The organism is Rhodococcus sp. MALMAid1271, from assembly GCF_049195265.1.
In the GTDB taxonomy this organism is placed as follows: domain Bacteria; phylum Actinomycetota; class Actinomycetes; order Mycobacteriales; family Mycobacteriaceae; genus Rhodococcoides.
In genome coordinates this window covers 370,308-396,543 of sequence record NZ_JBMIRQ010000108.1, presented here as the reverse complement: position 1 = coordinate 396,543, position 26,236 = coordinate 370,308, and the positions used below count along the sequence as shown (strand labels likewise).

27 protein-coding genes and 1 riboswitch are annotated in these 26,236 nt (G+C 63.7%); of the genes, 16 read left to right on the top strand and 11 right to left on the bottom strand.

Annotation, left to right across the window (positions count from 1 at the left end):
- Window positions 1–111 precede the first annotated feature (111 nt).
- Window positions 112–486, top strand: coding sequence for a cupin domain-containing protein (locus ACOQFP_RS19610; RefSeq protein WP_421585263.1), 375 nt, complete (start codon window positions 112–114; stop codon window positions 484–486).
- Between the two features lie 84 nt (window positions 487–570).
- Here ACOQFP_RS19610 and ACOQFP_RS19605 read toward each other — a convergent pair whose 3' ends face one another.
- Window positions 571–1,644: an aldo/keto reductase gene (locus ACOQFP_RS19605; RefSeq protein ID WP_421585262.1), complete on the bottom strand. Its 1,074-nt coding sequence runs from the start codon at window positions 1,642–1,644 to the stop codon at window positions 571–573.
- Window positions 1,645–1,773: 129 nt separating this feature from the next.
- On the opposite strand from ACOQFP_RS19605, the gene ACOQFP_RS19600 reads away from it, so the two are divergent.
- Together ACOQFP_RS19600 and ACOQFP_RS19595 are read left to right on the top strand one after the other, a co-directional pair.
- Window positions 1,774–2,643 (top strand): helix-turn-helix transcriptional regulator, encoded by an 870-nt coding sequence (locus tag ACOQFP_RS19600; protein ID WP_307830876.1) that lies wholly within the window; start codon window positions 1,774–1,776, stop codon window positions 2,641–2,643.
- 88 nt (window positions 2,644–2,731) lie between these two features.
- On the top strand, window positions 2,732–3,601 hold the full coding sequence (locus ACOQFP_RS19595) for an AraC family transcriptional regulator (protein WP_421585261.1): 870 nt from the start codon (window positions 2,732–2,734) through the stop codon (window positions 3,599–3,601).
- A gap of 109 nt (window positions 3,602–3,710) precedes the next feature.
- On the opposite strand, the gene ACOQFP_RS19590 is transcribed toward ACOQFP_RS19595, so the two are convergent.
- From ACOQFP_RS19590 to ACOQFP_RS19580, 3 genes are all read right to left on the bottom strand, one after another.
- Window positions 3,711–4,142, bottom strand: coding sequence for a PPOX class F420-dependent oxidoreductase (locus ACOQFP_RS19590; RefSeq protein WP_206491291.1), 432 nt, complete (start codon window positions 4,140–4,142; stop codon window positions 3,711–3,713).
- A gap of 85 nt (window positions 4,143–4,227) precedes the next feature.
- Window positions 4,228–4,713, bottom strand: a complete 486-nt coding sequence (locus tag ACOQFP_RS19585) for a tetratricopeptide repeat protein (protein ID WP_206491292.1) — start codon at window positions 4,711–4,713, stop codon at window positions 4,228–4,230.
- A 124-nt stretch (window positions 4,714–4,837) separates the two neighbouring features.
- On the bottom strand, window positions 4,838–5,203 hold the full coding sequence (locus ACOQFP_RS19580) for a glyoxalase (protein ID WP_421585260.1): 366 nt from the start codon (window positions 5,201–5,203) through the stop codon (window positions 4,838–4,840).
- Window positions 5,204–5,257: 54 nt separating this feature from the next.
- Between ACOQFP_RS19580 and ACOQFP_RS19575 the strand changes: the two genes are divergently transcribed.
- A complete protein-coding gene (locus ACOQFP_RS19575; protein ID WP_421585259.1) occupies window positions 5,258–5,734 on the top strand; it encodes a nuclear transport factor 2 family protein in 477 nt (158 codons plus the stop codon).
- A gap of 140 nt (window positions 5,735–5,874) precedes the next feature.
- Here ACOQFP_RS19575 and ACOQFP_RS19570 read toward each other — a convergent pair whose 3' ends face one another.
- The 4 genes from ACOQFP_RS19570 to ACOQFP_RS19555 all read right to left on the bottom strand — a co-directional run bounded on the left by ACOQFP_RS19570 (window position 5,875) and on the right by ACOQFP_RS19555 (window position 10,054).
- Window positions 5,875–6,633, bottom strand: a complete 759-nt coding sequence (locus ACOQFP_RS19570; RefSeq protein ID WP_421585258.1) for an ABC transporter ATP-binding protein — start codon at window positions 6,631–6,633, stop codon at window positions 5,875–5,877.
- Complete coding sequence (locus tag ACOQFP_RS19565) at window positions 6,630–7,655, bottom strand: FecCD family ABC transporter permease (protein ID WP_206491295.1); 1,026 nt, start codon at window positions 7,653–7,655, stop codon at window positions 6,630–6,632. The genes ACOQFP_RS19570 and ACOQFP_RS19565 overlap by 4 nt, the downstream gene beginning before the upstream one ends.
- Complete coding sequence (locus tag ACOQFP_RS19560; RefSeq protein WP_206491296.1) at window positions 7,652–8,680, bottom strand: ABC transporter substrate-binding protein; 1,029 nt, start codon at window positions 8,678–8,680, stop codon at window positions 7,652–7,654. The genes ACOQFP_RS19565 and ACOQFP_RS19560 overlap by 4 nt, the downstream gene beginning before the upstream one ends.
- A 6-nt stretch (window positions 8,681–8,686) precedes the next feature.
- Window positions 8,687–8,809: riboswitch (cobalamin riboswitch) on the bottom strand.
- A gap of 45 nt (window positions 8,810–8,854) precedes the next feature.
- Entirely contained in the window at window positions 8,855–10,054 is a 1,200-nt protein-coding gene (locus ACOQFP_RS19555; protein WP_421585257.1) for an MFS transporter, read from the bottom strand.
- A 47-nt stretch (window positions 10,055–10,101) separates the two neighbouring features.
- Between ACOQFP_RS19555 and ACOQFP_RS19550 the strand changes: the two genes are divergently transcribed.
- The 4 genes from ACOQFP_RS19550 (at window position 10,102) to ACOQFP_RS19535 (ending at window position 13,778) form a co-directional block, all read left to right on the top strand.
- Entirely contained in the window at window positions 10,102–11,166 is a 1,065-nt protein-coding gene (locus ACOQFP_RS19550; RefSeq protein WP_421585256.1) for a substrate-binding domain-containing protein, read from the top strand.
- Between the two features lie 93 nt (window positions 11,167–11,259).
- Window positions 11,260–12,618, top strand: a complete 1,359-nt coding sequence (locus ACOQFP_RS19545; RefSeq protein WP_421585255.1) for a putative bifunctional diguanylate cyclase/phosphodiesterase — start codon at window positions 11,260–11,262, stop codon at window positions 12,616–12,618.
- Between the two features lie 14 nt (window positions 12,619–12,632).
- The gene (locus ACOQFP_RS19540; RefSeq protein WP_421585254.1) at window positions 12,633–13,052 is read left to right on the top strand and encodes a TIGR03668 family PPOX class F420-dependent oxidoreductase; all 420 of its coding nucleotides are present in this window, start codon (window positions 12,633–12,635) and stop codon (window positions 13,050–13,052) included.
- Between the two features lie 171 nt (window positions 13,053–13,223).
- Complete coding sequence (locus ACOQFP_RS19535; RefSeq protein ID WP_421585253.1) at window positions 13,224–13,778, top strand: GNAT family N-acetyltransferase; 555 nt, start codon at window positions 13,224–13,226, stop codon at window positions 13,776–13,778.
- Here the strand turns inward: ACOQFP_RS19535 and ACOQFP_RS19530 are convergent.
- A complete protein-coding gene (locus ACOQFP_RS19530) occupies window positions 13,760–14,743 on the bottom strand; it encodes a hypothetical protein (protein ID WP_421585252.1) in 984 nt (327 codons plus the stop codon). The two genes, ACOQFP_RS19535 and ACOQFP_RS19530, sit on opposite strands and share 19 nt — an antisense overlap.
- A gap of 303 nt (window positions 14,744–15,046) precedes the next feature.
- Here ACOQFP_RS19530 and lysX point away from each other — a divergent pair, with 303 nt between their 5' ends.
- The 5 genes from lysX to ACOQFP_RS19505 all read left to right on the top strand — a co-directional run bounded on the left by lysX (window position 15,047) and on the right by ACOQFP_RS19505 (window position 21,494).
- A complete protein-coding gene (gene lysX / locus ACOQFP_RS19525; protein ID WP_421585251.1) occupies window positions 15,047–18,358 on the top strand; it encodes a bifunctional lysylphosphatidylglycerol synthetase/lysine--tRNA ligase LysX in 3,312 nt (1,103 codons plus the stop codon).
- Between the two features lie 102 nt (window positions 18,359–18,460).
- Window positions 18,461–19,324, top strand: a complete 864-nt coding sequence (locus ACOQFP_RS19520; RefSeq protein ID WP_421585250.1) for an alpha/beta fold hydrolase — start codon at window positions 18,461–18,463, stop codon at window positions 19,322–19,324.
- Window positions 19,325–19,424: 100 nt separating this feature from the next.
- Window positions 19,425–20,429 carry a beta-ketoacyl-ACP synthase III gene (locus tag ACOQFP_RS19515; protein ID WP_421585249.1) on the top strand — a complete coding sequence of 335 codons (1,005 nt, stop codon included), beginning with the start codon at window positions 19,425–19,427 and terminating at the stop codon, window positions 20,427–20,429.
- A gap of 174 nt (window positions 20,430–20,603) precedes the next feature.
- Complete coding sequence (locus ACOQFP_RS19510; RefSeq protein ID WP_421585248.1) at window positions 20,604–21,005, top strand: PPOX class F420-dependent oxidoreductase; 402 nt, start codon at window positions 20,604–20,606, stop codon at window positions 21,003–21,005.
- A 51-nt stretch (window positions 21,006–21,056) separates the two neighbouring features.
- Complete coding sequence (locus ACOQFP_RS19505; RefSeq protein ID WP_206491308.1) at window positions 21,057–21,494, top strand: DUF4190 domain-containing protein; 438 nt, start codon at window positions 21,057–21,059, stop codon at window positions 21,492–21,494.
- Between the two features lie 33 nt (window positions 21,495–21,527).
- On the opposite strand, the gene ACOQFP_RS19500 is transcribed toward ACOQFP_RS19505, so the two are convergent.
- Window positions 21,528–22,769, bottom strand: coding sequence for an MFS transporter (locus tag ACOQFP_RS19500; RefSeq protein ID WP_421585247.1), 1,242 nt, complete (start codon window positions 22,767–22,769; stop codon window positions 21,528–21,530).
- Between the two features lie 82 nt (window positions 22,770–22,851).
- Here ACOQFP_RS19500 and ACOQFP_RS19495 point away from each other — a divergent pair, with 82 nt between their 5' ends.
- From ACOQFP_RS19495 to ACOQFP_RS19485, 3 genes are all read left to right on the top strand, one after another.
- Window positions 22,852–23,763, top strand: a complete 912-nt coding sequence (locus ACOQFP_RS19495; RefSeq protein WP_341244903.1) for a LysR family transcriptional regulator — start codon at window positions 22,852–22,854, stop codon at window positions 23,761–23,763.
- A 4-nt stretch (window positions 23,764–23,767) separates the two neighbouring features.
- Window positions 23,768–24,382: a histidine phosphatase family protein gene (locus tag ACOQFP_RS19490; protein ID WP_421585246.1), complete on the top strand. Its 615-nt coding sequence runs from the start codon at window positions 23,768–23,770 to the stop codon at window positions 24,380–24,382.
- Between the two features lie 87 nt (window positions 24,383–24,469).
- Window positions 24,470–25,981 carry a phage infection protein gene (locus tag ACOQFP_RS19485; protein ID WP_421585245.1) on the top strand — a complete coding sequence of 504 codons (1,512 nt, stop codon included), beginning with the start codon at window positions 24,470–24,472 and terminating at the stop codon, window positions 25,979–25,981.
- Here ACOQFP_RS19485 and ACOQFP_RS19480 read toward each other — a convergent pair.
- Window positions 25,916–26,212: a putative quinol monooxygenase gene (locus tag ACOQFP_RS19480; protein ID WP_421585244.1), complete on the bottom strand. Its 297-nt coding sequence runs from the start codon at window positions 26,210–26,212 to the stop codon at window positions 25,916–25,918. The genes ACOQFP_RS19485 and ACOQFP_RS19480 overlap by 66 nt on opposite strands.
- Between the last annotated feature and the right edge of the window lie 24 nt (window positions 26,213–26,236).

The following is a 26,236-nucleotide window of genomic DNA, read 5'->3' as shown; positions in this document are numbered from 1 at the left end:
GAGGGTCACACCTGTTGCGCGACAGAGCATATCGAGCAGCTCCGTCGAGAAGCCGTCCGGCAGGTAGGATTCTGTGACAGTCGAATCGACAGGCGACGAAGGACGGCACGCATGACCACGAGCAAGAACGACCACGTACGCAATGTCGTCGACGCGCTGAGCAGGATCGACGAGCCCTGGCAACCACACCGACTGGTCAGCATCAACGACTACGACGTCAAAGTGGTCAAACTTCTCGGCGAATTCGTCTGGCACACACACCCGGATACGGACGAGATGTTCTTCGTCCACAGCGGAGAACTCATCATCCAACTTCGCGACCGCGACGTGGTGCTCGGGCCGGGTGACGTCTTCGTCGTCCCGGCGGGAGTCGAGCACTGCCCCAGAGCGGACGAGGAGGTGTCGGCTCTGCTGTTCGAGCGGTCAGGCACCGTCAATACCGGTGATGCAGGCGGGGACCTGACCTCTCAGGTCCACGAGTTGTGACACCGATTCTGTTGAGCCACAGCGTAGAAAACGAGGCGCACCTCCGGTTCCGGTTCGGGCTCTTCGACAACATGACGGCCCAGCTCACCATGTCCTGCTCGGGCGGGGCCGAACAGTGGAGTGGCCGGTCGTGACGCCTCGGACCATGGGCCGCATCAGAAACTCGTGCGGAAAACCCAGGTCCACAGCGCTGGCGGCCTGCAGTGTCTCGAGGTGGGATGCGTCGAAGGTGACATCGAGTGCAGAGATGTTCTGCTGCAACTGTTCCACGGTTCGCGCACCGATCAGCGAGCTGGCAACAGCCGGATTCTCGAGCGTCCACGCGAGAGCCACCTGAGCAGCAGTCACGCCGAGTTCACGAGCGACATCGACGACGGCCTCCGCGATCTCGAGACCCCGCACGGTGAGCGTCCCGCTCGCCCGCGCGTGATCGCGACGGGTACCCACCGGACTGTCGGAACCGCCCGCTCCCAGGTCAGCAGCAGAGTATTTGCCCGTCAACACCCCACCGCCCAGCGGAGACCACGGAATGACACCGATACCCAATTCGTTCGCCATCGGTATCAGGTCCCGCTCGGTGGTCCGCTCGATCAGACTGTATTCCACCTGCAGCGCCGCGAACGACGGCCAGCCCCGGATGTCGGCAATGGTCTGCATGCGCGCGACCTCCCATGCCGGCGTATCCGAAATACCAAGGTAAAGAACCTTTCCCGAGCGAACCAGGTCTGCCAGCGATGCGATGACCTCGTCGCTCGGCGTCATACCGTCCCACGCATGCAGATACAGCAGATCGATGTAGTCCGTACCGAGGTTCTTCAGACTCGCTTCGACGGACCCTCGAAGACTCTTCCTGCCACCCCCACCGGCATTCGGATCCAAAGGATCACGAGTCGCCGCGTACTTGGTCGCTACGACAACCGAGTCACGTCGTCCGCGGAGAAACTCGCCGAGATAGCGTTCCGATTCCCCGTCGGTGTAGATGTTCGCGGTATCGACCAGGTTGCCCCCTGCATCGAGATACGCGTCGAAGATGCGTTTCGAGTCCTTCCTGTCGGCACCCCACCCCCAGGCTTCACCGAATGTCATCGTTCCCAACGACAACGGTGACACCCGCAATCCCGAGCGTCCGAGCAATCGATAGTCCTCCATACGCGTCATGTCCGGTCCCTCTCCTCGGTTCAGCTACCTCGATCACCGTCACAGATGCGTCGAGCAGCGGGAAGGATGCGGTCATCCTGGGACGCGCGATACCAGGCCGCGTGCGCTGAACTGCCCTACCTTGGACGGGTGAACACGACGCCACCGCGGCGAGGTCGGCACGAGCTTGCCGCATTTCTGCGTGCCCGACGCGAGGCGCTCGCGCCGACGGACGTCGGCCTGCCACCGCGGATCGGAGCGTCGCGCACACCCGGTTTGAGGCGTGAGGAGGTCGCAACGCTCGCCGGGGTGAGCGTCGACTATCTCGTACGGCTCGAGCAGGCCCGTGATGTCCGGCCCTCCGCTCAGGTGGTGCAGTCACTGTCGAATGCACTCGGGCTGTCCACTGATCAGACCGGCTACCTGTTCACCCTCGCCGGGCATCGCGCACCCGAGCGAGCCACCACCCAGAAGGTGCCAGACGGCATCGGACAGTTGATCGAGGACATCGGCCCACTCCCCGCGATGGTGCTCAACCACCGACTCGACATACTCGCCACCAACGAGATGATGGCCGCGCTACTGCTCGACATCGACAAACGACCGTCGTCGGAGCGGAATGTACTACGAATGTGCTTTCTGGACAGTCGATTCGACGGTTTCTACGACGCTCGCGACGACGTCGTCCGCGGCGCGGTCGCCGATCTTCGTGCCGCCTGGGTGAACCATTCACACGACGAGGAACTCGCAGCCTTGATCGACGAACTGGAACGAGGCAGCGCAGAATTTTCGCGCTATTGGCAGTCCCGCGAGGTATCGGTGCGCAGCCGAGGAGACAAACCCATGCGGCACCCACTCGTCGGGCCGGTGACCGTGACATTCGATGTCCTCACACCACTCGGCGACCCCGACCTACGGTTGATCGTCTACCGGCCCGCGGACCCACAATCTCGTTGTGCCCTCGACGAGCTCGGCCGGTCGCGTTCTCAGCGAAGACAGCGACACCTCCGCACGATCTGAAACCGACCTTTCGCGGCACGAAAAATCGAGACTCCATCGACGCAGTGCTCCTATCGTTTCGGGCAGAACATAGGAAGGTCACCGGCACATGCTCGAACGATGGAACGCAGCACTCGACTACATCGAGAACAATCTCGACCGCGAGATCGACCCCATCGAGCTCGCTCGGATCACCCTCACATCGGAATATCACTTTCGACGCGTGTTCTCGGCACTGGCAGGAATGCCGCTGTCGCACTACATCCGGCAACGCCGAATGACGTTGGCAGCAGCGGACATTCTCGACGGACAGAACATACTCGACGTAGCCGGCAAATACGGCTACACCGCAGACGCCTTCACCCGCGCCTTCCGAGACCTGCACGGCGTCACACCATCTCAAGCACGCCGACCCGGAACCACCCTTCGTTCCAGACAAGCCGTGACATTTCACCTGACAATCGAAGGACGAAGCACCATGCGGTACCGCATCACCGAACTGCCGGCATTTCACATCGTCGGCAAGACCACCCGAATCCCACTCCGGTTTCACGGCGAGAATACCGCCATGACCGAATTCCACCGAAGCCTCACCCCAGGAACAGGCGAAAAACTACGAGGATTGGCCGACCTGGCCGAACTCCCAGACATCCTCTTCGTCAGCGACGGCTTCGAACCCGAACGAGAAGACGGCAGCCTGTTCGACTACTACTTCGCCGTTGCCACCACATCACCCGCACCACCCGAATGGGACACCCTTGCCGTAGCCGCATCGACATGGGCAGTGTTCGAGACGAACAGCGACACCGCACTCGCCCCCGCACTCCAACAACTCTGGGCCGACGCCTTCAGCGAATGGTTCCCATCCAACCCCTACGAAACAATTCCGGGACCGGAAATCCTGACCGTCACCGAAACCTCCCTCGACTGGACCTCGGGAGCGGGAGAGCTCTGGATTCCAGTCCAACGAAGTCGATAATCGTAGCTGACCCCGTCCCCTCCCGTTGCGGCTCGCCATGACCACTCGATGTGACGTTCAGTGGCCTTTTCGGGGGTCAATGTCACATCGAGTGGACTCGCCCTCGGTGTCAGGCGATCGATTGGCCGTACACACGTGTCACCGAGATGGTGATCAGCACTCGTCGATCGGCGACCATGACTGCGCGGTATTCGTTCCAATCGGGGTGTTCACCGGCGGCGGCGCGGAAGTAGTCCACCAAGGCGTCGACCTCGGGGCTCTCGGGTGACGATCCCGGCCCGGTGAGGGTGACGGTTCCTTCCGCCGTCGCCCATGCTGTTCCGTCGGCGCTGGTCACCTCGAGCGCGGCGCGAGGGTCTCGGCGTAGATTCGTCGTTTTCGCTCGCCCTTCGGTGACCGAGATGGTGATGGTGCCCGCTGCACGGTCGTAGAACGGCGTCACCGGTGAGAGCTGCGGCATTCCGCTCGCTTTGATGGTGGCGAGCACACCGATTCGGCTCTGCTCGAGAAGCGCATGTGGATCGTAGGTAGTTCCGGTCATGGTGTCCCCATTTGGTCGTCGAAACAAGCGTGCACGAACTTTCAACAGGGAACGTCGTCGAAGACGCCTTTGTTCCGTTCCGACCTCACGGTTGTCTGTCGTCGGTCAGCTCCGCCGCGTAGGCCCCGATTGCTCGACGGTACCTCCCCAGCGCCGGATCTGCGGCATGCAGTGCATTGAGCAACGCCTGCGCACCGTCGCCCTTGTCCCAGAGGGCGAGTGCTGCGAATGCGTCACGCGCAGAGGAGTATTCGTCCGCGAACTCGAACTCGTTCAGCACTCGCAACGCGTCGTCCTGTCGACCCAGATTGCGGAGCGAACTAGCCAGTTGAAGGCGAGCCTGGTTCTCCCTGTCGACATCGAGCCCCTCGGACAACGATGCCTCGTACAGCGGAACGGCCGCGGATTCCTCACCCAGGAAGTCTTCCAAGGACGCTCTCTCGAACAGTCCACGAGCGTCGGAACACTCTCCAACGGACAGTATTTGGTTGATCTGGATCCGCATGCGATCGGGATCGGCATCGTCCGCGTCGCGCCAGAATTCCGCTATCCGCTCTTCCCAACTCAGCATGGAATCGATCGTGCACGATGCTGCGGGCCGACGCCACCGTTGGGTCTGTCCCCACGTGCATTGTCATCGGGACACGGAGAGGGCGACGTGTCCGACTCCCCCTCCTAACAACAACACCCGCCGACTACCGGCCTACGAATTCGATTCGGTTGCCCACCCCGTCGCGGGTATGAAACCGTCGTCGACCCGGTATCTGCTCAGGGTCGGCCCACTCCACCGGGTAGCCGGCAGATTGCAACGCCACAGCGGTCGCGTCGACGTCGGCGACAAATGCGGGGTGCGCCTTCACTGCCGGAATGAAGTCATCGTCGATACCGACATGTAGCTCGCCGTCAGGACCACCGACACCCGGCACTCGAAACCAACAGCCTCCGCGTCCGGCCAGCAGCGGGGGCTTCGGGATCTCCTCCCAGCCCAAGGCTTCTGAGTAGAACGCACGCTCGAGGTTCTCGCCGCCCACCGGACACGCGACCTGCACATGATGGATCATCGTCAGAACGTACCGCCGACTCGATTGACACGCCGGTGAACGGTAGGCAAACGTATGAGCATGCAACTGAGATTTCTGGCCGGCATCTCGACGGCCTTCGCATTCAAGCTCCTGCTGATGCGAGCGCTGACACTCAAGCTGCAGCGAGACATCGACGCACTGAACAAGGGCAACTACCGCCCGCTACTGTCGTCCTTCCACCGAGACGCGGTGCTCAAATTCGCTGATGGAGACAGCCGCTGCTCGGGTACCCACCGCGGCCGCGCAGCCATCGAGAGATTCTTCCAGGACTTCGTCGCGGCCGGAATCAAAGGCCAGATCACAGAGATATACAGCGGCGGCGCACCATGGCGCATGACCCTGCTCGTGCGCTTCGACGACCAAGCCCACGCGGCCGACGGTACCCAGATCTACAGCAACCGCACCGTGCTCCTGGTCCGCACGAGCTGGGGAAAAATCGTCTCCCAGGAAGACTTCTTCGAGGACACAACACGCATCGACGCCTTCGAGACGAAGCTTCGGCAACTCTGAATTCGTGCTCCAATCGCCTCGATCCGCCGCCTTTGCCGGTACTCGATGTGACATTCGGTGGCCTTTTCGGGGGTCGATGTCACATCGAGTGGACTTCGGTCGAGGGGAGTGGGGTGGGTCGACCGCCGTCGACTGGGCGGTCACGGACGTCGGTAGGTCACCTGCGGATAGGTCTCGGTGGTGGTGACGGTGGCGTGCACGTTGTACACCGTGCGCACCAGGTGTTCGGTGATCACGTCGTCCGGGGTTCCCGATGCCACGATGGTGCCGTTGTTCAGCACGATGATGCGGTCGCAGAACATGGCGGCGAGGTTGAGGTCGTGTAGGGCGATGTAGCTGCTCAGGGGTAGTCCGGCGACGAGCGTCAGGATATCGAGTTGATGTTGGATGTCGAGGTGGTTGGTCGGTTCGTCGAGCAGTAGTTCGGTGGGCTGTTGGGCGAGGGCGCGTGCGATGTGGACGCGTTGGCGTTCGCCGCCGGAGAGTGTGTGCCAGCGGCGGGTGGCTTTCGATGTCATGCCGGTGTCTTCGAGTGCTCGGGCGATGGCGGTGTCGTCGTCGGATGTGTCGCCGCCGAAGATGCCGTGGTGCGGGATGCGGCCGAGACGGACGACGTCGCGGACGCTGATGTCGACGTCGGTGTCGGAGTGTTGGTCGACCATCGCCACGCGCCGTGCGATGCGTCGGCGACGCAGGGTTCCGAGACTGTGCCCGCTCAGCAGCACGTCGCCGCTGTCGGGGGCGACGATGCCGGCGAGGATGCGCAGGAGCGAGGATTTGCCCGAGCCGTTGGGGCCGATCAGACCGATGGTCTCGCCCGCGTCGGGTTCGAAGCTGATGCCGTTCAAGATCGGGTGGCCGCCACGGGTCCAGCGTATGTCCACGGCGTGCAGTGTCATCGGGATCTCCTGAGCCGGAACAGAATGAGTGCGAAGGCTGGCACACCGATGAGTGCCGTGACGACGCCGACGGGAATCTCCTGTGGTGCGAACACAGTTCGGGCGATGGTGTCGACCCAGACCATGAAGATGGCGCCGATCAGAACCGTCGTCGGGAGCAGTCTTCGGTGCCGCGCTCCCACGAGGAAGCGGGCGGCGTGTGGGAGCACCAGTCCCACGAATCCGATGGCTCCGGCGGCACTGACGAGGGCGGCAGTGATCAGTGCGGTGATGACGAGCAACAGTATTCGCACCCCTTTGACCGGCACGCCGAGTGATGCGGCCGCGTCGTGGCCGAAGGTGAACGCATCGAGGGCGGAGGTGTTGAGCAGGCACACCACCATTCCGAGGAGCGCGACCGTGCCGCACAGAGCCACATCGCTCCAGTCGGCACCGCTCAGGGAGCCGAGCAACCAGAACAGCACGCCGCGGGTTTGTTCGGCATCGGCCGAGGAAATGACGATGAACGACGTCAGGGCCGAGAACAGTTGGGTACCGGCAACTCCCGCGAGTACGACGCGGTCGTTGCCGCCGCCGGCACCGGCGGCGAGAAGCATCACGAGCAGAAAGGACAGCAGTGCGCCCGCGAATGCTCCGGTCGACAGCGAGAGAGCTCCGCCGCCGACCCCGAGCACGGCAATCACGACTGCGCCGGTCGAAGCTCCGGACGAGATCCCCAGCACGAACGGATCGGCCAGCGGATTACGCAGCAGTGACTGCATGATGGCCCCACACAGCGCCAGGCCGGCACCGCAGATCGATGCCAGCAGGGTTCGCGGCAGCCGCAGCTCCCAGACTATGCCGTCCTGAATGCGACTCACCTGCGCCGAGCCGATCCCGATGTGCGCCAGGATCACTCGGTAGACATCGGTGACGGATACGCTGGCCGGTCCGATCGTCACGGCCACTGCGATCGAGAGCACCAACACCACACCGCCACCGAGCAGAAGCGGGATCAACAATCCCCGATCGGTGCGGTTCATCGGGTGGTCAGGCCCCAATTCTGTAGAGCGGCAGCAACTTTCTCGACTCCGTCGATGGTGCGAATCGATGGGTTGAGATCGGCTCCGTTGACCACGATGTAGCGCTTGTCCTCGACGGCGGTCAGTCGGCTCGTGACGGGATTCGATTCGAGGAATTCGATCTTGCTGCCGAGTGCGTCCCCGGCGATGCTGCGCCGACTCAGATCCGCCAGCACGAGCGCGGTGGGATTGCGATCTGCAACGCTCTCCCAGTTAACCTGTGGCCATTCGTCGGTCGTGTCCGCATAGATGTTGTCGGCACCGACCGAATCGGTGATGATGCCCGAGGAGCCACAGCATCCCGCCATGTACGGGGTGTCGGTGTCGGCGAACCAGTACGCCAAGCGCACACCCGATGCGTCGACGGCACCGGAGGCCTGCGAGAAACGGTCCTGCAATTGCGCGACGAAGCGTTCCCCGCGATCACGCACGTCGAAGATTGCCGCCAGATCGCGGATCTCCCGATACACGGTGTCGATCTCGAGCGGCGTGGTGCGTGCGCCGTCGGAATTGACACTGTCGTCGGTCTTTCCGTCACAGTCTGTGGGAGAGAGATAGTTCGGCACACCGAGCTGCTCGAACTGATCCCGATCGGCGACGCCTCCCGGCCCGAGGGTTCCGCTGAAGGACGCCGAGACGAAGTCGGGCTCGGTATCCAACACCACCTCCAGGGACGGCTTGTTGTCCGCCAACCTCGGTACTGTGGAATTCTCCGATTCGAGATTCGAGCGGACCGGGTCCGTCCAGGTGGCCGTTCCGACCATGCGGTCGGCCAAGCCCAGTGACAGCAGGATCTCCGTCGAACTCTGGTTCAGAGACACCGCGCGCTGCGGAGGCGCATCGACGGTGACCGCGCGTCCACAGTTCTCGATGGTCAGCGGGTAGTCGGCGTTGGTGACGGAGACGGCGGCAGTGGGCGGTGGGGAGGAGCAGCCGGCCACGGCAAGAACGGAGACAGCGCCTAGTACGGCGAGAGTGGTACGCATCGAAGAGCTTCCTGCTTGGGGCTCGTGTCGCGGAGCCGCGGGTGGGGTGAACCACGACGCCCGAGCATTCGGACTTCGAGCTCTCGCCCGTCACCGTTGCGCGCCAGCTCCGGAATTGCACCGGATTCCCTCGTTCGTCGCGTGCTGACCTTATCGTGTGCGGTACCCGAAAGGTCAGCGTGCTGCTGCCGACTCCGGCTCGAGTGGGACACTGCGAGGAAAAGTACTGCGCGCCAGCACGACCACGGCCAGCGAAGCGGCGACCAGAACAGTAGCGGCGGCAGTGACCGTCACGATGCCACTGAGGTCGATGAAGGCGCCGCCCACCAGTGCACCCGTGGCAATCGCCAACTGGAAGGCCACGACATAGATCGCCGACGCCTTGTCGGTATCTTCCGAGGCTGCCCTGACCACGGCGGACTGTAGACACACCGGGATCGTGGTGAACGCCATTCCCCACAATGCAATGGCCCCGACGGCGAACACGGCCAGCCCACCCGGCGCTCCGATCAGCGTGCACCACAAGATCGCGACCGCAGCGGCGACTGCGCCCAAGGCCGCGATGGTGGAGTACCGCGGCCACCGGTCGTAGGTTCGGCCGATCACCCATATACCGATGACCCCGAACAGGCCGTACAGCATCAACATCAGGGTCAGCGTCGTTCCGGCTGAACCGATCGCACGATCGACGATGAGTGAGAAATACGTGTAGGCGACGAAGTGGCCCAGGACCGCCAGGAAAGTCACGCCACACAAGATGGCCAGGGTGCCGTCGAGCACTCGCGGTGTCTTTTTCCGTACCTCATCGGCTCGGCTGGTCGGCAGCGGCGGGAGTACGAAGTACAGTGCCACCGCGATAGCAGTTGCAACGACTCCGAGAATTGTTGCAGCCATTCGCCATCCGAGCCATTGACCCATCGCCGCGGTGAGTGGATTCCCCGCAACCAGTGCCAGCGAGGTACCGACGTAGACGGTGGCTATGGCCTTGCCTTGCTTACCGGGCAACGCAAGCGAGGCTGCGACGGGTGCGACGACGGCCCAGAAGATGCCGTGCGTTGCGGCACAAAGCATTCGTGAGATCACCAGCATGGGGTAGCCGACCGACACTGCCGACAGTAGCTGCGACAGTGCCAATGCGGCGACGGTGATGACCATGACGCGTCGGCGCGGCCACTCTTGCACGACTCTGATCAGCGGAATCGTCATCGCAGCGACACCGTAGGCGTAGAAGGTCAGCAGCAGTCCGACGGCAGATTCGCTGACGCCCAGGTCGCTCGATATCTCGGGGAGCAACCCGACGGGCAGCGTTTCCGCGGTGACGTAGATGAAGGCGGCCGCGGCGAGGACGAGCAGCTTCGGCATGGGCGAGGACATGTTGTGTAACGTTACACAACATCGAGGTGTCGCGCTACAGTTGGCCCGTGAACACTCGGGTGACCATGGCGGAAGTTGCAGCGGCCGCGGGCGTATCCACCATGAGCGTGTCCTATACCTACAACCAACCGAGCCGCGTCTCGTCGGCCACGAGAGATCGCGTCCACGCGGCGGCGACCCAGCTCGGATACACCGGACCCAACCGAGCAGCCCGCTCGCTACGAAACGGCAAGCACAACAGCATCGGCGTCGTACTCGGAGAAAACCTCACGTATGCCTTCGAGGATCCACAGGCCCGACGCTTTCTGACGGGCATCGCCGACGCCTGCCTCGAGGCGAACACCGCACTGGTGATGCTGCCGAACCTGCACAGCGACAACGACAACGCGCGGATCCGAGACGCACAGGTCGACGGATACGTCCTGTGGACCACCGAGATCGACGACCCCCTCCTCGACGTGCTGGTCGGCACCGGCCGTCCGACCTGCATTCAAGGCGGGCCCCACCACCCCGGAGTCGAGTGGATCGGCATCGACGACCGAGCAGCGGCAGATGCAGTCGCCACCGCGGCAATGACCGAGCACGCACGCCCCGCGGTCGTGGCACTTCGACCTGATTCCCGACGCGAATCGACCACCCTGCACGGCGCGGAACCGTCGGACATCTCGATGCCGGTGACCCGAGCCCGACTCGAGGGCTACCGCGACGCCTGCGTCCGTCTGGGTCTCGACTGGGCGGCAGTTCCCACCCTGTTCACCACCCACAACGCACGCGCAGAAGGCGACAGAGCTGCGCGACTGTTGCTGCAAGACGACGTCGTCGACACCTTGTTGGTGATGAGCGACGAACTCGCCCTCGGGGTACTCGACGCCGCTGCCGCAACCGGAGTCGACATTCCGACGCAACTCGCCATCACCGGGTGGGACGACTCCACCGTTGCAGCGTCTGCAGGGCTGACCACCGTCGCGCAGTCGTTGTTCGACCAGGGCCGCTCGGCCGCACGGTGGGTACTCGGACTCAGTGCCGCGATCGACTCCGCGGCCTGGAGTATCGAGGAGCGCGTGTCCACAGGTCGCCGAAACGGCCCACAAACCGAGACCAACATGGTCTAATAGGCGCTAAAAAGGGCATGTTCCCTGTTTATAGCGCAAAAGCAATCTCTTGGGCTACTATGACTCATGGCTGTCCGGCCACGAGGGGGAACAGTGAGCCGAGAGCATGGTGCGCCGCCCCGTCATGTCCCTGACGCAACAACCCGCTACGACGCCCTCACCGGCCTGCCGAGCCGCGACGAAATCCTGGCCCTCATCACCGCCGAACTCGACAACCGCAGCGCAGACAGCCACTGCAGTGTGCTGCTGGTCGACATCGACGGATTCCGAGAATTCAACGACGCACTCGGACCCGCCACCGGCGACGACCTACTGCGTCTGATCGCCGACCGACTCACCTCATCACTCCGGCCAGGCGACACCATCGGCCGACTCGCAGGAGACGAATTCGTCGTCATCGCCCGGCGATGCCACTCCATCGCCGCTCGCGCCATGGCTGCAGGCTTCGCAAGCGTCTTCGAACCCGCCTTCGAACTGGGCGACCGGCAGCTGACCCTCACTGCCAGCGTCGGAGTCGCCTCCAGCACCGACGCAGACATCAGCGCAACACAACTGGTCCACAACGCCACCGCAGCCATGCACGCCGCCAAAGCCGTCGGCCGCAACAATCACCACGTCTTCACCGACCAACTGCACCACACCAACCGAATCCGATTCGACCTCATCGAACGGCTACGCGGCATCGCCATGGTCGAACGCGAACTCACGATGGTGTACCAGCCCATCGTCGAACTCAAGACAGGACACGTCGTCGGCGCAGAAGCCCTCATCCGCTGGAACCACCCCGAACTGGGCCTGCTGATGCCCGACGCATTCATACCGCTCGCCGAAGACGCCGATCTCATCGTCCCGCTGAGCATGTGGATCATCGCCGAAGTTGCGCACACCATCGCCGACTGGCAAGCCAGGGGCATCCACCTCCAAATCGGCGTCAACGTCAGCCCTGCACACTTCGCCACCGGCACCCTCGCCACCGACGTCATCGATATCGTCGACACCTACCGCATCGAACCCGGTTGCCTGGCACTCGAACTCGCCGAATCACAAACACTGCACGATCTCGACGCCGTCCACTACCAACTCCGCGACGTCCAACGCCACGGTGTCCTCATCGCCATCGACGACTTCGGCTCCGGATTCTCCTCCCTCGAACGACTCGCCACCCTCCCCGTCGACATACTCAAGATCGACAAATCACTCACCCAACACCTCGACAGCGACAACCTCCACCGACGCCGAGCCATGACCACGCTCTGCGCAGCCCTGGTAGAAGTCACCACCACACTGGGCAAAGACACCGTCATCGAAGGAATCGAAACCCCCGAACAACTCCAGATCTGCACCGACATGGGCGTAACCTTCGGCCAAGGACACCTGCTCGGCCGGCCCATGTCCACCGCCGCCCTCGAACAGTTCATCGCCCGACACAGCACCCACAGCGAATCAGCCTGAACCGAGGACCGAACGTGAAGATCGACAACGAAGTTCAACGCTTCACCGACGCGCCCCGAGCACAACTGTCCACCATCAACCCCGACGGCACACCGCACCTGGTACCCATCGTGTTCGCCGTCGCACCCACCGGCGACCGCATCGTCACCGCCATCGACTGGAAACCCAAAACAACCCGGAAACTCCAACGACTGGACAACATCCGAGCCGACCCGGCCGTCAGCCTCATCGTCGACCACTACAGCGACGACTGGTCACAACTGTGGTGGATCCGCGCCGACGGAAACGCACACATCGCCGACGCCTCCAGCGACGAAGGCACAGCAGCCATCGATGCCCTCGTTGCGAAATACAGTCAGTATCAAGACAACAGACCTGGGGGTCCGGTGATCATCATCGACAAGCTGGCCTGGAGATCCTGGTCGGCTTCCTGACTTCCGCTCCCCCGGCCCTCCTGCCCTCCCGCTCACCTGTCCTCACGTTCACTCAATGTGACGTCGAGTGGCCTTTTCGACCGTCGATGTCACATCGAGTGGACTGGCGGCGGGGTGAGTCCGGACCAAATTCGTTCGCCAACGCACCGGCGGGCCGCCACACTGGTGTGCATGGCTTCTGTACCTCCTGAGTGCATCGAAACCGATCGGCTCGTGCTTCGTCGGGAGTCGATGGACGATGCTGCGGTCGTCGCCGATGCCATTGCCCGCAATCGTGCTCGGTTACTTCCGTGGATGAGGTGGGTGACGGATCAGGCTACCGAGGTCACGACGCAGGTCGCCCGCATCGCGGAGGCGGGCGAGCAGTGGGCCAGCGGGCAGACGTTCGATTTCGGAATTTTCAATCCCTCCGACGGGTCGTTCATGGGCAAGATCGGTATGCACCGCAGAATCGGCCCGCGCGGAATCGAATTGGGATATTGGCTCGATGCCGATGCCGAGGGTCGCGGGGTCATGACCGAGGCCACCGCGGCGCTCACGACGGTCGCGCTGAAGCTCGACGATATCGACCGAGTCGAAATCCATTGCGATGAAGCAAATCTCAGGAGTCAGGCCGTACCCAAGAGGCTCGGCTTTGTTCTCGACCGAGTCGAGAATCGGCCCATCGCTGCTGCGTCCGAAACCGGCCGCCACATGGTGTGGGTGTATCAGCCGGATTGTCGGTAGTCCCGATCCGCCAAGGGCCGCACCGTGACGTTCGGTCGAGCTCGCGCCCTGGCCTGGTCGTAGCGCGCTCGGAGATCGGCGAGCACACGCTCCGGATCGTCACGAACATCGCTCGGCAAGTGCGTCACGACGATGAGCCCTGCGTTCTGTGCTCGCTCGCGCCGCGCAACGGTCGCTCGATGATCCGCGGGTGACAGGTGATATTCGAGGGAATCGATTTCCCAGTCCAATGCGACGTCGTCGAGCCAATTGTCCGCGATCAACAGAAACTTGCCGCGCTCGTCGTACACGGCAACGTTGTGTTGCATCGGCGGAAGTCCGCTGCGCCCGTACAGCTTCTGCGCCTGCGCTTCGGCCACGGAGTGTGCGCCCGCAGCCAATTCTCTCAGCACTCGACGAGGCATCGCAGTTCCACGAGTACTGCCGGCGTCCAGTTCTTTCATGATCGCGTCCACCGTCGCCCCGCCCCGTTGCACGACGCTCGCAATCAACGCCATGCACTGTTCGGTGTTCTTCATCCGTCGGACCGCATCACACAGGCAGCGAACGACAGGCGCGACGCGCAGTCCGGACTTGATCTCCGGGGTGGGCATCCTCCACGTACGTTCTACAGCTGCGAAACCCACCGACTTGCGATGCTGCGACTCCGGAATGAGTGCGAACGTCTCCTCGAAGGATCCCGATGCGCCCAGGCCATGCAGCGCCAGCCCTGCCCGGCCACTGATCACCGCGTCGCGTCCGCAATAGATCGAGACCGCAGTCGCACGTTCGATCGGCGTCAACGACCGGTTCTTCAGAAACACCAACCCGGGAAGCGCACGTGCCCAGACGCCACCAGGCAATGTGCGTCGAACGATCGTCTTCGATGCCACCCCCAACGCAAGCAAATGCGCCGTTCTCACCAAACCGCGATCCGACGCGGCCGCGATCGCCTTGGCATCGATTCGTCCACCGCCCCGTTTCATGCACACGATGATGCGCTGCCGACACGACACGATGCGGACAGGTCGACGCAGAACAGACTGACCTGTGGACAACTCGTGCCCTGTGGACGAATCCCGAATCCAGCGCTGACTCAGCGGCCGAACGCACGCGCTGTCGATCGCCCGCCGAGAACCCACGAGGTCCACTCGATGTGACATCGACCGTCGAAAAGGCCACTGTCGGTCACATTGAGTGAGCCGGGGTGCGGGCAATGGTGAACCGAGTCGGGGTGACGGGGATACCGTCTACGTTGCATAGGTGCATTCTGACTTCGGGAGTGAGACATGACGGCGACAGCAGTTCCCACGGATCGGTCCGGTTCCGCGACTCCGCGGTCGTTCGTTCCACCCGTGCGCGGTCGGTTGAGTGAGGTTCCGCATATCGCGGGTCTGGTGCTCGGTGTGTTCGCCGTGCTGTTGTTCCTGTGGAGTCTGTCGCCCACTCTTCGCTATTTGATTCACGCTCCGCGCGAGTACGTGGACAGGTATTACTTCGATGCACCGGATACGAGTTTGTCGTGGGCTCTGGTTGTGGGGCTGTTGGCGGCGGCGTTGGCGAGTCGCAAGCGCATTGCGTGGTGGTTGCTGACGATCTATCTCGTGTTGTTGGCCCTGACCAATGTCGTCGAAGGCATCCAGGACAAGAACGTCAACTCGTGGGTCGCGCTGGCTGTGCATGTAGTGGTGGCGGGGGTGTTGATTGCGGCGCGCAAGGAGTTCTACACCCGGGTTCGCCGCGGTGCGGTGTGGAAGGCACTGGGGGTGCTGGTGCTCGGGGCAGCGGTCGGGACGATCGTCGGTTGGGCTCTGGTGGCGTTGTTCCCTGGTTCGTTGCAGGAGGGGCAGACGCTTCTGTGGTCGTTCAACCGGGTCACTGCGTTGGCGACCGTGGACAACGAGCAGTTCGACGGCAGGCCCAACGGTTTCGTCAACACAGCGCTGGGATTGTTCGGTGCTCTGGCGTTGCTGGGTGCGGTGGTGACGCTGTTCCGTTCGCAGCGGTCGAGCAATGCGCTCACCGGCCGGGACGAGTCGGCCATTCGCGGTCTGCTCGACAAGTGGGGTGCCGAGGATTCCCTGGGCTACTTCGCAACCCGCCGCGACAAGGGCGTCATCTTCGCCGCCAGCGGCAAGGCGGCGGTGACGTACCGGGTCGAGGTCGGGGTGTGTCTGGCGAGCGGGGACCCGATCGGCAATCCCGAGGCCTGGCCACACGCGATCTCGGAGTGGCTCGACCTGGCCGAGAAGTACGGCTGGACTCCGGCGGTCATGGGGGCGAGCGAGATCGGAGCTACCGCGTACAAGCGGGCCGGCCTCAGCGTCCTCGAACTCGGCGACGAAGCAATCTTGAGAACCAAAGATTTCAACCTCAATGGACGCGAGATGCGCCCGGTGCGTCAGGCGGTGACGCGGGCTCGCAAAGCGGGTGTCGAGGTCACCGTGCGTCGTCATCGCGATATTTCGTCGCAGGAGATGTCGGAGATCATTTCCTGCGCGGACGCCTGGCGCGATACCGAGACCGAGCGTGGTTTCTCGATGGCGTTGGGCCGGTTGGGTGATCCGCTCGATGGCGACTGCCTTCTGGTTCAGGCAGTTCAGGGCGAGAAGGTGATCGGTGTGCTGTCGTTGGTGCCGTGGGGTCGTACCGGCGCGTCATTGGATCTGATGCGCCGTGATCCGGCGTCGCCCAATGGGGTGATCGAGCTGATGGTGACCGAGCTCACCACCGGTGCGGATCATTTCGGCGTCAGCAAGATCTCGCTGAACTTCGCAGTGTTCCGCGCGGCGTTCGAGGAGGGCAGCCGGATCGGAGCGGGGCCGGTACTGCGGATTTGGCGCAGTGTGCTGGTGTTCTTCTCTCGGTGGTGGCAGCTCGAGGCCCTGTATCGCTCGAACGTGAAGTATCTGCCCGAGTGGGAGCCGCGCTACCTGTGCTTCGCGGACAATCGGGTGTTGCCCAAGGTCGGCGTCGCATCGGCCATCGCGGAGGGCTTCCTGACGCTGCCGACGTTCCGACGGGCCTCGAAGCACACCGGATCCCATGTCGCAGTCCCCGCCGCTCTGGCCAACGGGGACGACATCCATCCCGACGGCAGTGGTCCCGACAGTGATCCGGACGAACAGACCCCGGGCCCGAAGCGCCCTGACCAGGTGCGCGTACGCATGTCCAAGCTCGATCGCCTCCACCACGACGGGATCGAGGGCTACCCCGTCGCGTATCCGCCGACGCACACCATCGAGGACGCGGTGGCGTCGCCGCAGGGCACCACGGTGCGGATCGCCGGACGCATTCTTCGAATCCGGGACTACGGCGGGGTGGCATTCGCCGTAGTGCGGGATTGGTCGGCCGATATGCAGGTCCTCTTCGACCGCGAACGCGTCGGGCCCTCGATCGAATCCTTCGACGCCGATTTCGATCTCGGTGATCTCATCGAGGTCAGCGGCACGATCGGGCGCAGCAAACGCGGAGAGCTCTCGCTGCTCGCGGCCGATTGGCGGATGAACGCCAAATGTCTGCATCCGCTGCCGGACAAGTACCGCGGACTGACCGATCCGGAAGCCCGAGTTCGACAGCGATACGTCGACCTGGCCATCAATCGCGACGCCCGTTCGCTGCTCATCGCACGCTCCAACGTCGTGAAGTCCTTGCGTGATTCGCTGGGAGAGCGCGGCTACATGGAAGTCGAGACCCCGATCCTGCAGCAGGTCCACGGTGGGGCGAACGCGGCACCGTTCGTCACCCACATCAACGCCTACAACTTGGATCTGTACCTACGCATCGCGCCGGAGCTGTATCTCAAGCGCCTGTGCGTGGGCGGTATGGAGAAAGTGTTCGAGATCGGCCGAGTGTTCCGCAACGAGGGGGCGGACTTCAAACACAATCCCGAATTCACGATCCTCGAGGCCTACGAGGCTCACAGCGACTACGAGCGCGCAATGGTGCTGTGCCGTGAACTGATTCAGCGAGCTGCGGTCGCAGCGCACGGTCGCGAGATCATCCTTCGTCCCGACGGTCCGAACGGCGAGATGATCGAGATCGACATCTCCGGCGAATGGCCGGTCAAGACGCTGCACGGTGCCGTCGCCGAGAAGTTGGGTGTGGCCGTCGAGCCGTCGACTCCTCTGGAAGAACTGCAGCGCCTGTGCGACGAGAACGAGATTCCCTACGAGAAATCATGGGACGCAGGGGCAGTCGCTCAGGGTATGTACGAGCATCTGGTCGAGGACTTCACCGAATTCCCTACCTTCTACAAGGACTTCCCGACGTCGATGTCGCCCCTGACGAGGCCGCACCGCAGCATCCCGGGAGTGGCGGAGAAGTGGGACCTCGTGGCTTGGGGTGTGGAACTGGGCACCGCATACAGCGAGTTGACCGACCCCGTCGATCAGCGCAACCGACTCACCGAGCAATCCCTGCTGGCGGCAGGCGGTGATGAGGAGGCAATGAGCTTGGACGAGGACTTCCTGCAGGCGCTCGAACACGGAATGCCGCCGACCGGCGGCCTCGGCATGGGCGTGGACCGCGTCGTCATGCTCATCACCGGTGGCAGTATTCGCGAGACTCTGGCGTTCCCACTCGCCAAACCTCGGCAGTGACTGGACAGCAGCCGCGGCAGGAACCGGTCCGCGTGGACGCGATCGCCTACCGAGTGGAACCGTCGAAGGCCGTTACGCCGTCGACCATCACGCAGTAGGACATTGTTTCCCGTGAAACATCCACCGGGCCGGTTCGTCGAGGTAGACGGTCAGCGATTGCATGTGTACGTCCGCGGCGACGGACCGCCGATCGTGTTGTGCGGCGGTCTCGGCAGCAATTGGTTCGACTGGCAGGACACCGTCGACATTCTCGCCGCCGATCACCGCGTCGTCGTCCTCGACCGGCCCGGATTCGGACTCAGCGATCCGCTTCCCACCGGTGCCGCCCCCACGGTGCGCGGCGAAGCCGACCGCATCATCGCAGTTCTCGACGAACTCGACATCACGGAAACAGCCGTCGTCGTCGGCCACTCGATTGCCGGCTTCTACACCGAAGCCGTCGCCCGGATGTACCCGTCGCGCATCCGAGGTGTGCTGCTCCTCGATTCCAGCGCCGACTCCGACCCCCGACGCATCATCCCGGCATCGGTGCGCGTCCGTGCGGCACACCTCATCTCCGCTGCGCTGAGTCGAACGGGCGTACAGCGACTCCTCGGACCACACGTGCGCAGGGTGCTCAACCAGGCGATCCCACCGAACGGCACACCGCAGGAGACACTCGACTGGGTGGACGAAATCTACCGACGGCCCAGCTATCTCACTGCCGCGCTGGTCGAGGACCTGGTCTATCCGGATCTCGTCGACGAACTCGAGCGCATCCGCACCCGATTCGAGCTCGACGTTCCCGTCACCGTTGCCGTCGCGCACACCGGCCGGCCATCGCCCTGGGGTGCCCGATGGATTCGAACCCAACGCAGACTCGCCGAGTACCTCCGAGCCGACTTCACCGTCGTCGCACCCGCACATCACCACGCCATGATCGACAAGCCCGTCGAGGTCGCAGCCCTCATCACCGAACTGGTGTGAGCTTCTCGAATCGACGCACGTAACGTGTGTCACCGAGCCCGCAGCCCAAGACCCGAGCCGAAGCTCGGCGATGGCGCGGTAGCACGAGAGGAAATTGAAGATGGGTGCGATCAGCACAACGCAAGGTCGACAGTCGAAGATGCTCGGTCTGGGCGTCCACCGTCCCGAACGGGTCGTGACCAACGACGAGATCTGCGAGTTCATCGACTCCAGCGACGAATGGATTCAGTCGCGATCGGGCATCAAGAATCGGCGCTTCGCCGACCCCGAGGAAAACGTCGTGCAGATGTCGATCTCGGCAGGACGCAAAGCCATCGAGGCCAGCGGAATCACCGCCGACCAGGTCGACACCGTCATCGTGGCCACCTCGACACATCTCGAGCTGACCCCCCAAGCAGCCGCGAAAGTAGCGCACGGCCTCGGCACCAAAGGACCCGCCGCATTCGATATCTGCGCCGGATGCGCAGGCTTCTGCTACTCCCTGGCCGTCGCGTCGGACCTGGTCAAGGCCGGCACCTCGAAGTACGTACTGGTCATCGGAGCCGAGCAACTCAGCGTCACCACCGACCCCTACGACCGCACCACACGCTTCATCTTCGCCGACGGCGCAGGTGCCGTCGTCGTCGGACAGAGCGACGAAACCGAAATCGGAACTGCCGTATGGGGCTCGGACGGCTCGCAATCCGACGCGATCGTGCAGACCATCGACTGGTACGACTACATCACCAAAGCCGACATGGAACGCCCCTGGATCCGGATGAACGGAATCTCCGTCTTCCGCTGGGCAGCGTTCGAAATGGGCAAGGCCGCGCAGAAGGTACTCGACGTCGCCGGAATCAAAGCAGACGAACTGCACGCCTTCATCCCCCACCAGGCGAACAGTCGCATCACCGAACTGCTCGCCAAAAGCCTCAACCTCGACGAGGAAACCCCCGTCGCCAACGACATCGCGGAAACCGGCAACACCTCGGCCGCATCGATCCCACTGGCAATGGAAGAACTCCTGCGCACCGGCAAAGCACAAGCAGGAGATACGGCGCTGCTGCTCGCATTCGGAGCTGGACTGTCCTACGCCGGGCAGGTCGTCAAGCTCCCGAAGCTGTAAGTAGCTGGTTAACGGCTGACCTGCACGCACATCGACGCATGCGCCCGGAGCCCCCAGTGCACTCGATGTGACATCTAGTGGCCTTTTCGGCAGTCAATGTCACATCGAGTGGACTCGGGGGCAGGTGTCGGCGGAATCGCGGCCAAGACTGCGGCCGAGTCGTAGGGTTGTCGTATGCCGAAGCCCCCGTTACCCGATGCTGCTGTCGAGTTGTTGAAGAAGGCGAATCCCGCAGTCATGGCTGTGGTTCGTGCTGATGGAACGCCGATCACTGCACCTACCTGGTATTTGTGGGAGGGCGGGCAGGTAGTGCTCAATTTCGATGCGTCGCGCAAGCGCCTCGAGCACATTCGGGCGAATCCGAAGGTGTCGATTTCGGTGTTGGACGAGGCGAGTTGGTACACGCATGTGACGGTGCACGGCTCGATCGAGTTGCGCGACGACCCGGATTTGGTGGACATCGATCGCATTTCGACGCATTACACGGGCAATCCGTATCCGGTTCGGGATCAGCCGCGCGTGACCGGGTATGTGACTGTGGATGCGTATGTCGGCTGGGGCAAGCTCGGCTCGTAGGGTCGGGGTTCAACTCTTGCAGGGGCTGTCTCGAGGTGTCAGACTCCCGCAATGGTGAATCCGCAGGGCGAGGGCAGCGATCAGTTCGGCGAATCCGACAAGGGGCAGCCGTACGAGGGACAGCAGCAGTATCCCCAGTACCAGAACCCGCAATACCAAAACCCGCAATACCAAAACCCCCAGTACCAGAATCCCCAGTATCCCTATGCGGGTGCGGGCTACCAGGCACCGACGCCCACCAATACGTTGGCGATCGTCTCGCTGGTGTTGGCCATTCTGGGGTTGACGTTCCTGCCGCTGCTCGCATCGATTTGTGCGGTGGTGTGCGGCCATATCTCGCGTGGTCAGATCAAACGCACCGGTGAAGGCGGGTCCGGCCTTGCGACGGCGGGCCTCGTCATCGGTTACGTGTCGATCGCGCTGTTCGTCATCATCGTGGCTGGGATCATTCTGTTCGCAGTTGCGGCCTCGACGTCATCGACCTACTGAGACCTACCGAGACCTACCGAGACCTACGGAGACCTACGGAGACCTACTGAGACCTACTGAGACGGGTTGCGCAAGGCGGTCTTTCAGGCACATCGCCCACACGCCCGAGGTCACGGCCAATGCGATGACGAACAGTGCCAGTGCGTTCCATCCCAGTGTCTGGAAGACGACTCCGCCGATCCAGCCGACGACGGACGAGCCGCCGTAGTAGAACAGGTTGTACAGCGAGGTCGCCTGGGCACGGCCGTGGACGGCGCGTTGACCCGTCCATCCCGATGCAATGGCGTGGGCGGCAAAGAATCCCATGGTCAGGACCACCAGGCCGATCAGGATGACGGCGAGGTTCGCCGCCATGGTCAACGCGACTCCGGCGATCATCGTTGCGGTTGCTCCGGCGAGCACCACCGACCTCCCGTGCTTGGTCGCCAGCTTGCCTGCAATGCGTGACGAGGCAGTACCGCTGAGGTATGCCACGAAGATCATGCTGATCAGCGATTGTGGGAGTCCGAAGGGCACCGCTTCCAAACGGAATCCGAGGAAGTTGTAGATGGCGACGAATCCGCCCATCAGGAGGAAGGCCTGGCCGTACAGGGCAGCCATTCCCGGTTCTCGTAGGTTCACCCACAGTCGTCCTGGTAGCTCACGGATCTCGCTGTGCACGAGCGCCGTTCGCGGCTTCGGGGCCAGCCACACGAACAGGGCCGCTGCCAGTGCCGCGATCATCGACACCGTCAAGGTGCCGATGCGCCAATTGGTGTACTCGGCAACGGGTCCGGCGACGATGCGGCCCAGCAGTCCGCCCAGCGTCGTGCCGGACACGTACGTCGCTGCGGCGACGGCGGTGTGATTGCGGTTCACTTCTTCACTGAGGTAGGCCATTGCGATGGCCGGGAGTCCGCCCATGGCAGCACCTTCGAGGAACCGCACTGCCAGCAGCACCTCGAACGAGGGGGCGAGCGGCAACAGTAGACCCAGCGTCGTCGCAGTGAGGATCGAGATGGTCATCGCTCGGACGCGACCGATGCGGTCCGCTGCGACCGACCACGGAATGACCGACACCGCAACTCCGACGGTCCCGAGACCGACGGTCAGCGAGGACTGCGAGGGCGTGATGTCGAGATCGGCGGCGATCAGCGGCAGGATTCCCTGCACCGAGTACAGCTGCGCGAATGTTGCGATCCCGGCGAACAACAGAGCCAGTACGAGGCGTCGGTACTGACTCGATCCCCGCGGATGCCCCTCCCATGGGAGGACGGCCGGCTGCGTCGAAGTCACACGGATTACGTTAGGAGGGCTCACAGCATTCGTCCAATGCATGAGACGTTGCAAATCGATACCTCAGCGGTATGATTCGGGGATGCGTGAGGAGACCACTGATCTGCTTCCTCTGCTGCCGACCCTCGTGGCGGTGGCCGACACCGAACACATCACCGACGCCGCCCACGTACTGGGCGTGCCGCAGCCCACCGTCAGTCGTCAGATGGCGCGTGCATCGGCGATCCTCGGCGTCGAACTGATGGAACGACGCGGCCGCGGCATCGTCCTCACCAGCACCGGTCGAGTACTCATCCCGTACCTGCAGCGAGCGCTGAGCGATATAGATGCCGGTATCGACGCCATCACCGAGCACGACGCCCGTGCCAGGGGTCGCATCGCCGTGGCGTTTCAGAACACCTTGGGCGAGGACGTCGTTCCCACGCTGATTCGCCAGTTCCGCGTCGACCATCCGGCCGTGACATTCGATCTGGACCAGGGCGCACGCGCCCGCTGTCTGAACCGCCTCGCGGACGGAACGTCGGACTTGGCGTTCGTCTCGCTCAGCGCCGAACACACCGACGACAACTCGTTCCAGCTCTACGACGAGAGGCTGATGTTGGTGGTCCCGGCCGATCATCGCCTGGCCTCGCGTAGATCGGTCGATCTCGCCGACACCGTCGACGAGAACTACATCGCGATGGGCCACGGCTTCGGGATGCGGTCGATCTGTGACGAGCTGTGGGCCGCCGCCGGCTTCACCCCGCGCATCGCGTTCGAGGGCCAGGACACCCACACCGTGCGCGGGCTCGTCGGTGCCGGCCTCGGGATCTCCATCCTGCCGCGGATCCGCGCGCACGGCGGCGACGGCGGAACCGTCGACATCGGGCTCACCCAGCCCGCTGCCCGGCGACGCATCGGAATGGTGTGGAACCCTCGAGCCGATTCGCCGCGTCAGGTTGCGGCGTTCCGGTCGATGGTTCAGCGCAGCGGTCGAACACTCGTGATTAGGTGAGTCGATGCAACTGGTTCTGGTGCGGCATGCGCTGCCACAACGATCGGAGACCTCCGCCAACCCCGCTCTCTCCGAACTCGGCGTCGAGCAATCGTTGCGGGTACCCGCCGCGATGGCCCGGTTCCCGATCTCCCGGGTCGTTGCGAGTTCGCAGTTGCGCGCACTCGAGACCGCGCAACCACTGGCCGAGCGGCTCGGCGTGCAGATCGAGCCGGACGACCGCTTGACCGAATACGATCGCGATTTCGGTGGCTACGTGCCCATCGAGGCGGCCAAGACCGAATTCCGTGCAGCCTTCGATCGCATCAAGGCCGGGCAGCTTCCCGACCAGGTCGACGAGCAGGCCTTTCGCCGACGCGTCCTGGCGGGGGTCAGCGATATCGTGTCGGCGAGCGCGCACTCCGACTCCGTCGCACTCTTCGCCCACGGCGGCGTCATCAACATCGTGCTGCAGGATATTTTGCAGACCCCGAAGGCGCTGGGGTTTCCGATCGACTACTGCTCGGTGACGCGCGTCCTGTTCTCCCGAAGCGGCGCGAGATCGGTCTCCTCGGTGAACGAGACCGAGCATGTATGGGACCTGCTTCCCCGCAACCGACAATCCACAGAGACCTCTTAAATTCCCAGCTCAGCGCGGTCGAACACGGCGTTCGCGGTCGGTCGTCGGTCGGCCGGGGGTCCCGGGCCAGATAGCCTCGAACTCATCATGGGTGAATTGCGTATCTTCCGACGTCCGGCCGTTGCTCTCACCGCTTTGGCGTTTCCTCTGGTAGCGGTGGGTGCATTCGCGCTCGGCACCGGCTACGACCTCGGCGCAGAGCCCGCCACGGAGACCACAACCGTGGTAGCGGACACCGACCAGGCACCGGCCTCCGACCAGCCGACGGCAGATCCGCTCGCGAAGGCCCGCAGCAGCCTCAACAGCGCATCGCTTCCCATCACGTTCCTCTCCAGTGGCATCGGCCAGCTGACCGACGGCGGAACGCAGCTCAACGACGGCGTCGGGCAGCTCGCCGACGGCATCAGCCAGGCTCACGACGGCACGATCCAACTCGCCGACGGCTTCGGGCAGTACCGGGACGGGATCGGTGAGCTCGGCGACGGTGCATCACAGATCAGTGGTGGTGTCGACCAGGTGGTCGACCAGCTCGCCGGATTCGGTGCCCTTCAGGCCGACTTCACCGCGAAACTGGCCGCAACCGCTGATCAGGTCGACCGCTTCCCGCACCCGGGTTCCGACGCCATCTCCGGTGAGATCCGCGGGGTGATCGACACCCTGAACACGCAGGCCTTCGGACCCGACACGCTCGCGCAGCTGCAGACCCTCAAGGACGGTGCTCGGCAGCTCTCCGGAGAGCTCAACGACCCGAACAGTCAATTCCTCGGTGCCACCTCCCAGCTCGGCGACGCCACGGTGCAGTTGCGCGACGGACTCGGTCAACTCGACGACGGCGGACAGCAGCTCAAGGCGGGTACCGATCAACTCGTGACGGCTGTCGGGCCGGTCGAGGGGATCGTCAGCGGGATCGCCACCAACGTGCGCGACGCCTCCGCCGCACTTCCGCCGGGCACCGCCGCCGCAGCTACGGACGGGACGACGTCCGCCCAGAGCACCGCGGCCGCCTCGACGTCCACCGGTACCGGGGCCACCCCGTACCTGATCGCGGCCCTGGTGGCACTCGGCGCCCTCGGCTGCGTCAGCCTGGTGCGGGTGCTCGGCCGGGACAGCACGCCGCGGTGGCTCGCCATCGGAGCAGCCGTGGCCGCAGTGGGCATCAGCGCCGCACTCGCGTTCGCATTCGCCACCGAAGCCGCCATCGGGCCGGTGCTCGGAGCAGGTGCGTTCTTGGTCGTCTCCGCCGCTGCGTATCTCGCCGCTGCAGGGGCGATTCAACGTGTTCTCGGTGCCGTCGTCGGCCAGATCGTCAATATCGTTGCTCTGGCGGTGCAGGTCGTCGTCTGCGGCTTCGCGTACGCGTCTACCGCGTCGATCTGGGGCGATCTCGCCGCGTTCATGCCGATGAGCTACACCGCGGCCGGTGCCCGCATCATCGCGTCGGGCGAGATGAGCGGGACCGGCTGGCTCGCGATCGGTGCCACTGTCGCCTTGTTGGCCGTCTCGGCACTGGTGTACGCGAGTGCGCGGGGCGACTCAGCCGACGGGCCGGAGCGGGTGGATAGCGGGCGCGGCCGCGAGATGGGGACCGAACTCGCTTAGCGCCTTCTGCAGATGCGGAGTCTGCATGTGTGCATCGAGGTCCTCCTGCGACTTCCAGACCTCGATGGTGATGAAGGTGCCCGGTTCGACTGCGGACTCGAACAGCTTGTAGGAGACGTTTCCGTCTTCCTTTCGTGATTCGGCGACCAAGGCGGACAATCCGTCCCGCACGGCGTCCACGGCGTCGGGCTTGGCGGTGATCGTCGCGACTACCTCGAGATCGTTGCTCATGATGAATTGGTTCCTTCGTTCGGC

Excerpts from the sequence above, each read along its gene's own strand:
- ACOQFP_RS19610 (WP_421585263.1), top strand. The coding sequence starts at position 112 with ATGACCACGAGCAAGAACGACCACGTACGCAATGTCGTCGACGCGCTG.
- ACOQFP_RS19605 (WP_421585262.1), bottom strand. The coding sequence starts at position 1,644 with ATGACGCGTATGGAGGACTATCGATTGCTCGGACGCTCGGGATTGCGG.
- ACOQFP_RS19595 (WP_421585261.1), top strand. The coding sequence starts at position 2,732 with ATGCTCGAACGATGGAACGCAGCACTCGACTACATCGAGAACAATCTC.
- ACOQFP_RS19590 (WP_206491291.1), bottom strand. The coding sequence starts at position 4,142 with ATGACCGGAACTACCTACGATCCACATGCGCTTCTCGAGCAGAGCCGA.
- ACOQFP_RS19585 (WP_206491292.1), bottom strand. The coding sequence starts at position 4,713 with ATGCTGAGTTGGGAAGAGCGGATAGCGGAATTCTGGCGCGACGCGGAC.
- ACOQFP_RS19580 (WP_421585260.1), bottom strand. The coding sequence starts at position 5,203 with ATGATCCATCATGTGCAGGTCGCGTGTCCGGTGGGCGGCGAGAACCTC.
- ACOQFP_RS19575 (WP_421585259.1), top strand. The coding sequence starts at position 5,258 with ATGAGCATGCAACTGAGATTTCTGGCCGGCATCTCGACGGCCTTCGCA.
- ACOQFP_RS19570 (WP_421585258.1), bottom strand. The coding sequence starts at position 6,633 with ATGACACTGCACGCCGTGGACATACGCTGGACCCGTGGCGGCCACCCG.
- ACOQFP_RS19565 (WP_206491295.1), bottom strand. The coding sequence starts at position 7,655 with ATGAACCGCACCGATCGGGGATTGTTGATCCCGCTTCTGCTCGGTGGC.
- ACOQFP_RS19560 (WP_206491296.1), bottom strand. The coding sequence starts at position 8,680 with ATGCGTACCACTCTCGCCGTACTAGGCGCTGTCTCCGTTCTTGCCGTG.
- ACOQFP_RS19555 (WP_421585257.1), bottom strand. The coding sequence starts at position 10,054 with ATGTCCTCGCCCATGCCGAAGCTGCTCGTCCTCGCCGCGGCCGCCTTC.
- ACOQFP_RS19535 (WP_421585253.1), top strand. The coding sequence starts at position 13,224 with ATGGCTTCTGTACCTCCTGAGTGCATCGAAACCGATCGGCTCGTGCTT.
- ACOQFP_RS19530 (WP_421585252.1), bottom strand. The coding sequence starts at position 14,743 with ATGAAACGGGGCGGTGGACGAATCGATGCCAAGGCGATCGCGGCCGCG.
- lysX (WP_421585251.1), top strand. The coding sequence starts at position 15,047 with ATGACGGCGACAGCAGTTCCCACGGATCGGTCCGGTTCCGCGACTCCG.
- ACOQFP_RS19515 (WP_421585249.1), top strand. The coding sequence starts at position 19,425 with ATGGGTGCGATCAGCACAACGCAAGGTCGACAGTCGAAGATGCTCGGT.
- ACOQFP_RS19510 (WP_421585248.1), top strand. The coding sequence starts at position 20,604 with ATGCCGAAGCCCCCGTTACCCGATGCTGCTGTCGAGTTGTTGAAGAAG.
- ACOQFP_RS19505 (WP_206491308.1), top strand. The coding sequence starts at position 21,057 with ATGGTGAATCCGCAGGGCGAGGGCAGCGATCAGTTCGGCGAATCCGAC.
- ACOQFP_RS19495 (WP_341244903.1), top strand. The coding sequence starts at position 22,852 with ATGCGTGAGGAGACCACTGATCTGCTTCCTCTGCTGCCGACCCTCGTG.
- ACOQFP_RS19490 (WP_421585246.1), top strand. The coding sequence starts at position 23,768 with ATGCAACTGGTTCTGGTGCGGCATGCGCTGCCACAACGATCGGAGACC.
- ACOQFP_RS19485 (WP_421585245.1), top strand. The coding sequence starts at position 24,470 with ATGGGTGAATTGCGTATCTTCCGACGTCCGGCCGTTGCTCTCACCGCT.
- ACOQFP_RS19480 (WP_421585244.1), bottom strand. The coding sequence starts at position 26,212 with ATGAGCAACGATCTCGAGGTAGTCGCGACGATCACCGCCAAGCCCGAC.